Source organism: Komagataeibacter kakiaceti JCM 25156 (assembly GCF_000613305.1).
The window spans coordinates 1-9343 of the sequence record NZ_BAIO01000064.1 but is presented as its reverse complement, the minus strand read 5'-3'; the positions used below and the strand labels follow the sequence as shown (position 1 = coordinate 9343).

Sequence of the window (9343 nt, the reverse complement as noted above, 5' to 3'; positions counted from 1 at the left end):
CAGGTTGGCCTGCACGTTCAGGTGCGCAAACAGCGGATCCCGCCACCCCACCAGCGCGCACGGACGCCGCGCCGCGGGCCAGCCGGTCACGTCTGTCCCATCGACAAGGATATGCCCCCCCTGCGCCGACGCATGCCCGGCAAGCATATCTGCCAGTACGGACAGACATTCGCTCCGGTCGTTCACGATGGCCAGACAGGCATCCGTCGCGGCGGAAAACGACAGGTCCGGCGCATCGGGAAATGCCTTCAGCGCCTTGACAACCAGCCTTAAGGAGAAAGGAGACATGCGATAACAGAAACCTGACTGGGGGGATAAGGCGTTATAAGCGATGGTTACCTCCATACCAGAGGATTATCGGCTTCACCCGTCATAAAAGGACAGGACAATGAGCAAGACAGACACCATCAAGCAGGTCACCCATGAAGACCTGCAGGCCCTGAAAAGCCACATTGAAAACCTGCTGCATTCCCACGGCAAGCAGGCCCTGCACGACGCCGCCGGCAAGGCGGAGCACCTGATCACCAACGCCCGTGAAACCATTGCGGAACATGCCCCCAAAAGCGGCTGCTCCCGCGTGCGCCCGCTTGTGGCTATCGCCATTTTCTCGGTGATCAGCTATTTTCTTGGCCGCGCGACAAAATAAGGCATTCTAGCCTGCTGCAACCAGAGGATACGCGAGCATCATGAGAATAGGCGAAATCGGGAAAACCATCATCGAAGGGGAACTGACCCTACGCAAGCTGATGGCGATCCGTCTTGGTCGTCAGGCCGCTTTTCTGGTTGTAGCAGCTATATTTGCTTTCTTCGCCGTCATTTCGGGCCATGGCCTGCTGTGGGCCTTCTGTTACCAGACACTGGGCTTCAGCGCGCTTGGCGCGGCGGCGGCGGTGTTCGCGGCCGATGTGGTGGTGGTGCTGATGGGGCTGGTCATGGGGCGGCGTTCCTACATGACGCCGGAAGAAATCCGCGTGCGATTCGCCCGTGAACACGCCCTGAACGAACTGCGGCAGACCGTCGCCCTCTCCGCCGTGGCGACGGCGGTGGCGGGTCCGCTGACCCGCCATACGGCCCGCACCCTGTGGAGCCTGTTCCAGGCCGTGACCGGACGCCGCAGGTAACCACGCCGGAACGCCGTGCCGACTCCGCACGGCGTAGCCTGACAATGATCTACGTCATTGCCAGATAGTATCCATGCCGAAATTGCATTGGCTCACGTTGTCGTTTTCTGGAAACGTGCGGCGGACGGAATATACTAAGCACGCGAATGGTTTGCATGCTTCATAACTGTATGTCCCCGCTGACGGAACAGAATGCCCGATCTGGAGCGCAATGAGAAAGAACTGTCGTTCGGTCGTCGCCTCGCCCGGCTGGGCGCGGCATGGCGGCGGCAGGTCGATCATGATCTGCGCGAATACGGCCTGACCGAGGCGACATGGCGGCCGGTCCTGTATCTCGGCCTGCTGCCGCCGCCCGTCCGCCAGACCGACCTGGTGCGCGCGCTTGAAATCGAGGCCCCGTCCGTCGGCCGCCTGCTGGACGTGCTGGAACGCAGCGGCCTCGTATTCCGCTCCCCCGACCGTGAAGACAAACGCTCCAAGCTCGTCAGCCTGACGGAAAAGGGCGAGCGCACCGCGCGCCAGGTCCGCCACGCGGTGGAGGCCGTCTCGCGCCGCCTGCTCCAGGGCATTTCCACCCCCGAACTGCTGGCGTGCTATTCGGTCTTTGAACGGATCGAGGCCAACCTGCACAACCGGAGCTGCCAGCCAGCCGAAATGGCGGGAAGCCGTTCATGACCTTCCTTCCGGTTTCCATCGCCCCCACAGGCAGGACTGGCGGCGTCCGTGCCGCGCGGCACCGGGTGCCGACATCTTCGTGTTCAGGTGGCATTGCCGGTTTCTTCTGGTCGCCCGGTCAGCTACAGATAGCATTACAGGGGGGCGATAGCGTCATCGCCCGTCCGTGCCTGATTCTCCTTCAACGGGACCGTTCCGAATGAGACCCGCCTGATGCTGAGCGAATTCAATCTATTCGGTGTCTTCATGGCGCCGATTGTCGTCTATGCTGTCGCCGCCCTGCCCGTCACCATGCTGCTCCGGTCCCTGCTGTGGTGGTGCGGCGTCATGAAATGGTTCTGGCATCTCGCCCTGTTCGAAGTCGCGCTTTACACTTGCGTCCTCTGCCTCATGATCCTGTACATCTGACCGCCCCAAGAAGGTTCGAGAAATCCCCATGCCCCTGCTGCGCACCCTCATCCGTGTGGTCCTGACCCTGGCGGTCGTGACGATGGCCATCGTCATGGGAGTCACCTTATGGGACACCTACATGATTGCCCCGTGGACACGTGACGGGCGTGTCCGTGTCTATGTCGTGGACGTGGCGCCCGAAGTCTCGGGAACGGTCGTGCAGCTTCCCGTGGTGGACAACCAGTTCGTGCACCGGGGCGACCCCCTGTTCGTGCTTGATCCCGTGCGTTTCCGCCTGGCCATCCGCGAGGCGCAGGCCCGCCTTGACGGCGCGCTGGAAGACCTGAAGCTCAAGCAGAACGACGCACGCCGCCGCATGGGGCTGGGCGGCATCGTCTCGGCTGAAGAGCAGGAAGTCTTCAACTCGAACGTGGCGACACAGATCGCCTCGGTCGATGCGGCGCGCGCGGCCCTTGACCTGGCCAAGCTGAACCTCCAGCGCTCCATCCTGTACTCCCCGGTCAACGGCAACATCACCAACCTGAACCTGCGGGTGGGTGATTACGTGACCGAGGGCCATGCCCGTCTGGCCGTGATCGACGCCGACTCCTACTGGGTCAACGGCTATTTCGAGGAAACGAAGATGTGGGGCGTGCATGTGGGCGATGAGGCCCGCGTCAAGCTCATGGGGTACAAGGACATCATTCCGGGCCATGTGGTCAGCATCGCCCGGGGTATCAATGACCAGAACGGCAAGCCCGACGGGCTCGGGCTGCAGGATGTCAGCCCGATCTTTACATGGGTGCGACTGGCGCAGCGTATTCCGGTGCGTATCCATCTCGACCATGTGCCTGACAGCGTGACACTGGCCGCGGGCATGACCGCCACGATCAGCGTGGGGCCGCAGGCCCGTACCCAACGCGGCCGTCTGACGACATGGCTGCAAGACCATCTGTAAGGCGCCGGGCACGATCATGAACATCAATTCAGTTACCCGCAGGACCGGCCTGTTCCTGACTTCGGCCATCTTCCTGGCCGGCTGCACGGTCGGGCCACGGTACCAGCCGGACCGGATGAAGCCCCCGGCCAAGTTCACCGAGGACGATCACGCCGCGACACCCGAGGAAATCGAGGAAAACAACAGGGAACTGAAGCAGTGGTGGCACCTCTTCAAGGATCCTGAACTCGACAAGCTGGTGGATAAGGCCATTGCGGGGAATTACGACCTGCAGGCGGCCGGGCAGCATATCCTTGCGGAACGCGCGATCCGCGACGTGCAGGCATCGCAGTGGTATCCGCAACTGGATGCTGATGCGGGCGGTGGTAACGTGCGGTATTCGATCAACATCGAAAACTGGCCCATCCGCCCCGGCAACCCGGCCAACCACCCGGATGCGAACTACCTGACCTATGGCATGGCCGGTAGCTGGCAGCTTGACGTTTTCGGGCGCATCCGCCGCAGCGTGGAAGCGCAGAAATACGCGGTCGAGGCCACGATCGAGGATCGCCGCGCCCTGATGGTCATGATCCTGTCCGAAGTGGCGAGCGATTACATGATGCTGCGTGACCAGCAGCTCCGTCTGGAAATCGCGAACAACAACATCCACGTTGCCCAGGACGCCTATGACCTGACCAACCGCCTGTACCTTGAAGGCGTGGGCAACACGATGCAGATCGCGCAGGCCAAGGCGGAGCTGGATTCCCAGACCGCGGCGCGCGAACCGCTGAAGACCCATATTTCCCAGATCACGCATGCGCTTGACGTGCTGATGGGGCAGATGCCCGGCACATCGGAACTGGAACTGAAGGTGGCCAAACCCCTGCCGCCCGTGCCGGAATTCCCCGCCAGCCTGCCGTCCATCGTCCTTGCCAACCGCCCCGACATCCGCTCCGCCGAGCGCCAGTACGCGGAGGCGACGGCACGAATCGGCATGGCGGTGTCGCAGCTCTATCCGAATTTCAGCATTCCCATCAGCTTCAACCCGAACGCGTCCATGATGTCGCAGATGACGGAAGCCGCCACGATGAGCTGGCAGTTCCTGATGATGGCATCGCTGCCGCTGATGCATGGCGGCAAGATGACATCGCAGGTGCGCGCGGTGCAGGCCGCCGCCGAAGCCAGCCGCCTGAACTATCGCCAGACCGTGCTCAGGGGCTTCAAGGAAGTCGAGGACGCGATGGCCGCATGGCATGATGATGAGGAACACACGGAACTGCTGGCCAAGGCGGCGGAAGACAGCGCACTGGCCAGTGAACGCGCCCGCAAGCTGTATGCGGCCGGCCTTGTCGGCTTTCTGGAAGTGCTGACAACGGAACGCACCACCCTGAACGCCCAGAACGCCGAGGCCATGGCGCGGCTGGAGCGGCTGCAGGATGCGATCAACCTGTACACGGCGCTTGGCGCGGGGTGGCAGGGTATTGCGCTGACCAATACAACGCTGCCTATCTCGCTTGAAAAACAGAATATCCTGGCCCGCGCCTTCCAGCAGTAACGTCCTGTTGCCGCCAATTCCGCGAATGTAAAATAACTGATTGGTAAAAAGATTTTGGGGATGCTGCCTTTTTTTAAAAGGCGGCATTCCCTGAAGCTTTTTGAAAAAAGCTTCACCAAAAACTTTCCTATGATTTACGGGATGTCTTAAAGGCAGGCTTTTCAAACAGTCTCTTAGCATCCGCTTTGTCGAGGCGGTGATACGGAACCGCGCATTTTCAATAAAATCACGCCCGCAGATTGTCCTGTGCCCCACATGTGCTAAACAGGATGTAACTATGCGAGCTTGGCGGAATGGTAGACGCACGAGACTTAAAATCTTGCGCCCGCAACAGGGCGTGCGGGTTCGAGTCCCGCAGCTCGCACCAGGTAACCGACCGACCTTCATTAGTGCTTTTCAGATTTTGCAATAGAATCTGGATTTCTGCACAGATACCCACACATTCTGAAATAAATTACCATTACAGGGACAAAAATGAGCACTAAAGAAAGTAAAGTCGGCATTTTAATTAGAACAAAAAACAGGCCTTTATGCTTGGAAAGAGCTATCTATCATATAATTTCCCAGACGTTCAAAAACTGGCACATCCATGTTTTAAATGATGGCGGACGTCTGGAAGACGTAGAACATATAATTTCAAAGTATGAAAAAGAAATTTCTGGAAGAATTACAGTATACAGCAACAGAGAGTCTGTTGGGAGAGGAAATGCCTTATCTCAGTTGATAAGCTATTGCACTGAAGATTATTTATTAATAAACGACGATGATGACACGATTGAACCGGACTTCCTGAAAAGAACATCTGAATTTCTGGATGAAAATGAAAAATGCGTTGGCGTTGTCACAAGTAATTATGATGTCTTTGAGAAGATAGAAAATAACGAAATAAAAGTAATTTCAAAAGTCAGCGAATTTGGAAAAAGAAGCACCCTGTTCATAGACTATCTAAGCTATGTTGCATCCGACATAGCGATAATACCGATATGCCTGCTATTTAGACGAACCACCATATACATGTCCGGATCTGTAGATGGCAATCTGAACTATATGGAAGATTATGATTTCTTTACGCGCCTGCTAATGCACGGTGAATTTGGAATTATTATTGATACGCTGGCGTCGTACCATCATCGCATAGATAATAATAGTGATTATGATACGACACGAAATATAATGTTACAGGGCCACCATGACTTATATTTCAACAAGAAATTGAGAAGCGCAATTTCAGGCAATGACAACCTGAGTAAGTTCATTTGCCAATCTCTGGTCGAGACACGAAACAAAAAACTGATTTTAGAAAAACTTGACACAAATCATAAAAATACTATTGAAACTATATTATTACTCAAGGAGGCCGTTAAACTTCTTGTTGAAAGAAATATAAAAATTGAACAATCAGTTCAAAAACTCTGCCATATTCTGACTGAAAAACATATCAAATAATATCAGGATCTGGCACAGGGTAAGTCATCACCCGCGTGATACTTACCCCGGAAGATGCCTTCTGGAGCACTTCGTTGCGGAGACACCGATACGGAGTGCCACAGAAGTCGTCGGCATCAATCGCAATACAACGCGCCGGCTTCACCGTAGACTTCGAGAAACAATCACCGGGCGTAATACCCCTTAAAGGTGCGTCGAAGTCGATGAGAGCTTTTTGATGAAAATCGCAAAGGCTGGATTTTTAAAAAACAATAAAAGGCTCTGGGTGCCGCCTTTTTGGAAAAAGGCGACATTCCCTGAAGCTTTCTGAAAAAGTTCTGCCAAAAACGTCCTTATGCTTACAGGATGTTTGTGGGCTGACCTTTCAGGCCGTCTCTTATTTATTCAGACTCTGCGCCGTCTGGTTATCTGTCAGGCAGAGTGGCGGAAGGCATGTATAGGCCTTCATTTCACGATAATGCAGATTCATCAGGTGATCGATCGAGGTTGCCGTCAGCCGTCGTCCGCCCAGAGAAGGATAAACGATATCCACTGTTTTCATGGGCAGGCAGCTTCTGATCATCTTGTCAGCGCCCGAGGGCGAAATGGCATAGCCGCAGATCCCGAATGTATGGTCCAGCCGGAAAGGCAGCGATGTGACATCCATGTTGCGGAATGTGTGTATCCCTTCGCGGACACTGTCCTGCGAGAATGTGGCAACGCATTGCGTAATACCGGGCAACAGGTCGAACTGCAGCACGGTATCTGAATTATTACCCCACAGGATGATATCCCAATCCTCCGGCAGGCTGGCGATAATGCGCTGACTTTCTTCCTCGAAATTCCGGCACAGAAAAGCGTCGTCCTCGAAAATATGCGCCGCTACCCCACTCTTGGCGACCGTACCCCACAGGGCGACATGCGTAAGCCCAGAACCGATGGCGCCCCGTGTGAACTGGCAATCGGCCTGCAGAAAATGCTGCTGCCGTATACTGTCGATATCCAGTACCGACCCGTCGATTCCGGGGGCATGCACCAGTCCCTGGATATGCGCGTTGGCTTCACGAAAGCGCGCGGTACGCTCCGGTGTTCTTTCCAGGCTGATAAAAAACTTATTCATATCCGACCATGTTCCTGAGACGATATACAATTACGATGGAGATTCTTCTCTTTCACGTCGCTGGTGTCGGACCTTCAGTTCGGATCAACGAAGAAAACAGGAAGAGAAAAACGGGTTGACTGAAAAGATCGTTCGATCATGTCACTGGCGTGCAATGCTTCCCTGATCGTAACATCCATATCAAGGTAGCGATACGTTCCAAGCCGTCCAAGAAAAGAAACGTTTTTTTCCTCCCGCGCCATGCTGATATACTTATCAAGCAAAATCCGGTCATTGACAAGCCTGACCGGGTAATAGGGAATATCGTTTTCTCCACAGGCGCGGCTATACTCACGAAAACAGATGGTTTTGGAGAAATTGTCTTTTTCCCATGGGGAAAAATATTTATGCTCGGTAATCCGCGTATAAGGGACATCCTCGTCACAATAATTCATGACCGCCGTCCCCTGAAAATCACCGTCCGTGACTATCCGTTCAAAATCCAGGGTCCGGTAAGCAAGCCGGCCGATCCGGAACCCGAAATAGCGATCGATCGGCCCCGTATAGAAAATATGATCGAATGTCCCGGTCAGGGATTCGAAGCGGCAATTCCGCCTGACTTCTATTCCATCAACATTCAATATGTTCTGAATGACCGCGGTATATCCCTCTTCCGGAATACCCTGATATGAATGGCTGAAGTAATTGTCATCATAGTTGAAACGCAATGGAAGACGTTTCAGAATGGAGGCAGGTAACGCCTTCGGGTCGATCCCCCATTGCTTGCGGGTATAACCACGGAAGAATGCGCCGTACAACTCCGGACCGACCATCTTCAGGGCCTGCTCTTCAAAGGAACGGGGCTGGATGATGGACTGATCGGCCTTCGCCGCAATGAAGGCCCGTGCCTCCCGTGGGCCCAGCGTCTTTCCAAAAAACTGGTTGATGGTCAGAAGATTGACGGGAAGGACATGGACACGCCCCTGCGCAACAGCCTTCACACGGTTCGTATAGGGACGGAAATTGCCGAACCGCCGCACATAATGCCAGACACGTTCATCCGAAGTATGAAAGATATGAGGTCCGTAACAATGGACCATGATCCCTGTTTCCGGATCGCGTTCGGTATGACAGTTCCCGCCTATATGGGGCCGTTCGTCCACTACAACGACATGATGACCGCCCTGGGCGAGGGTGCGGGCAATAACGGCCCCGCTCAGTCCGGCGCCGACTACGCAAAATCTCATGACTCTTCCGTCTTTCCACCGGTTCCTGGCAACCGTATTTTCTCTCGTGCCGCCCAGTTTGACAGGGGCATCCACTGGCTAACACCATTGAACGGATTTTGGAAAAACATAACCGGTCATCCCGTTCCGCGCAGGATGGCCAGGGGATAGGCATCACGCATCGACAGGATGCCGCCTGACAGGTCAGCCTGTAAATTATAGGGAAGTTTCTGGTGTAGCTTCTTCCAAACAGCTTCAGAAAACGCCGCCTGTTTTGAAAAACAGGCGACACCCGAAAACTTTTATTTTCCATCAATGTCTAAATCATTTCTGATCCAGCAGGCAGCACCCCATCCACAGGACCGCCCCACCAGAAGACGCCGAACAGCCTGCGTTACATTCCATCTGTATCGGAGCCCGGATATCTGCTGCTGATTTTATACTTTCCCAATAATAACCCTGTTCCGTTTTTGTGTGGCGCACACGGGTTAATGCAGATGGAACATGACTGGCAGCACCACATGCCTGCCCTCCGCCGTGCCGCCGTCTGTCGTGCATTGCACCTTGCGCGCGGCAGCAAGAGCGGTGCTGTCGAGGTCATCATAACCCGTGCCGGTTTTGAGATCCGCCTGCGTGACCTGCCCGGCCGGCCCCAGAGTCAGTTCAACCATGGCGGTTCCTTCCTCATGCATATGGCGGGCCATCGCCGGGTAACGCCACGCGGGCGGCGTGCAGTGCAGGATTGAAGATGACGGGCTGGAAGGGGCCTTAGTATCCGGTCGGGCCGCCGCGACCGGATGGTCCGATCCGGCCTGTGCGCTCTTCTGGCCCCCTTTCCCGTTCATGCCACCCTGAACGGGTGGCGGGGGTATCGGGGCGGTCGGACGGGCTGCTGGCGGTTCCTGCGCCGCGTGG

General features: G+C 55.6%; 11 protein-coding genes, 1 tRNA gene and 1 pseudogene. 9 read left to right on the top strand and 4 right to left on the bottom strand.

All coding sequences use genetic code 11. The features are described from left to right. A pseudogene (locus JCM25156_RS21995) lies at window positions 1-288 on the bottom strand (ABC transporter ATP-binding protein); the annotation flags it as partial. A 100-nt stretch (window positions 289-388) separates the two neighbouring features. Between JCM25156_RS21995 and JCM25156_RS06125 the strand changes: the two are divergent. The 9 genes from JCM25156_RS06125 to JCM25156_RS27795 all read left to right on the top strand — a co-directional run bounded on the left by JCM25156_RS06125 (window position 389) and on the right by JCM25156_RS27795 (window position 6124). After that, window positions 389-646, top strand: a complete 258-nt coding sequence (locus JCM25156_RS06125; RefSeq protein ID WP_025812492.1) for a hypothetical protein — start codon at window positions 389-391, stop codon at window positions 644-646. Between the two features lie 40 nt (window positions 647-686). Further along, window positions 687-1121 carry a hypothetical protein gene (locus tag JCM25156_RS06120; RefSeq protein ID WP_025812491.1) on the top strand — a complete coding sequence of 145 codons (435 nt, stop codon included), beginning with the start codon at window positions 687-689 and terminating at the stop codon, window positions 1119-1121. A 192-nt stretch (window positions 1122-1313) separates the two neighbouring features. Beyond that, window positions 1314-1796, top strand: a complete 483-nt coding sequence (locus JCM25156_RS06115; protein WP_025812490.1) for a MarR family winged helix-turn-helix transcriptional regulator — start codon at window positions 1314-1316, stop codon at window positions 1794-1796. Beyond that, complete coding sequence (locus JCM25156_RS28715) at window positions 1793-1999, top strand: hypothetical protein (RefSeq protein ID WP_148299342.1); 207 nt, start codon at window positions 1793-1795, stop codon at window positions 1997-1999. The genes JCM25156_RS06115 and JCM25156_RS28715 overlap by 4 nt, the downstream gene beginning before the upstream one ends. A gap of 10 nt (window positions 2000-2009) precedes the next feature. After that, window positions 2010-2204, top strand: coding sequence for a DUF1656 domain-containing protein (locus JCM25156_RS06110; RefSeq protein WP_007397336.1), 195 nt, complete (start codon window positions 2010-2012; stop codon window positions 2202-2204). 28 nt (window positions 2205-2232) lie between these two features. Further along, complete coding sequence (locus JCM25156_RS06105) at window positions 2233-3144, top strand: HlyD family efflux transporter periplasmic adaptor subunit (RefSeq protein ID WP_025812489.1); 912 nt, start codon at window positions 2233-2235, stop codon at window positions 3142-3144. Between the two features lie 16 nt (window positions 3145-3160). Beyond that, a complete protein-coding gene (locus JCM25156_RS06100) occupies window positions 3161-4678 on the top strand; it encodes an efflux transporter outer membrane subunit (RefSeq protein ID WP_025812488.1) in 1518 nt (505 codons plus the stop codon). Window positions 4679-4957: 279 nt separating this feature from the next. Further along, a tRNA-Leu gene (locus JCM25156_RS06090) sits at window positions 4958-5045 on the top strand. A 107-nt stretch (window positions 5046-5152) separates the two neighbouring features. Continuing rightward, a complete protein-coding gene (locus JCM25156_RS27795; RefSeq protein ID WP_084296464.1) occupies window positions 5153-6124 on the top strand; it encodes a glycosyltransferase family 2 protein in 972 nt (323 codons plus the stop codon). 376 nt (window positions 6125-6500) lie between these two features. Here JCM25156_RS27795 and JCM25156_RS06080 read toward each other — a convergent pair whose 3' ends face one another. The 3 genes from JCM25156_RS06080 to JCM25156_RS21990 all read right to left on the bottom strand — a co-directional run. Further along, complete coding sequence (locus tag JCM25156_RS06080) at window positions 6501-7223, bottom strand: glycosyltransferase family 25 protein (protein WP_025812486.1); 723 nt, start codon at window positions 7221-7223, stop codon at window positions 6501-6503. 74 nt (window positions 7224-7297) lie between these two features. Beyond that, entirely contained in the window at window positions 7298-8449 is a 1152-nt protein-coding gene (gene glf / locus JCM25156_RS06075) for a UDP-galactopyranose mutase (protein WP_025812485.1), read from the bottom strand. A 467-nt stretch (window positions 8450-8916) separates the two neighbouring features. Next, a partial coding sequence (locus JCM25156_RS21990; protein WP_148299341.1) for an energy transducer TonB occupies window positions 8917-9343 on the bottom strand: 427 nt, incomplete at its 5' end.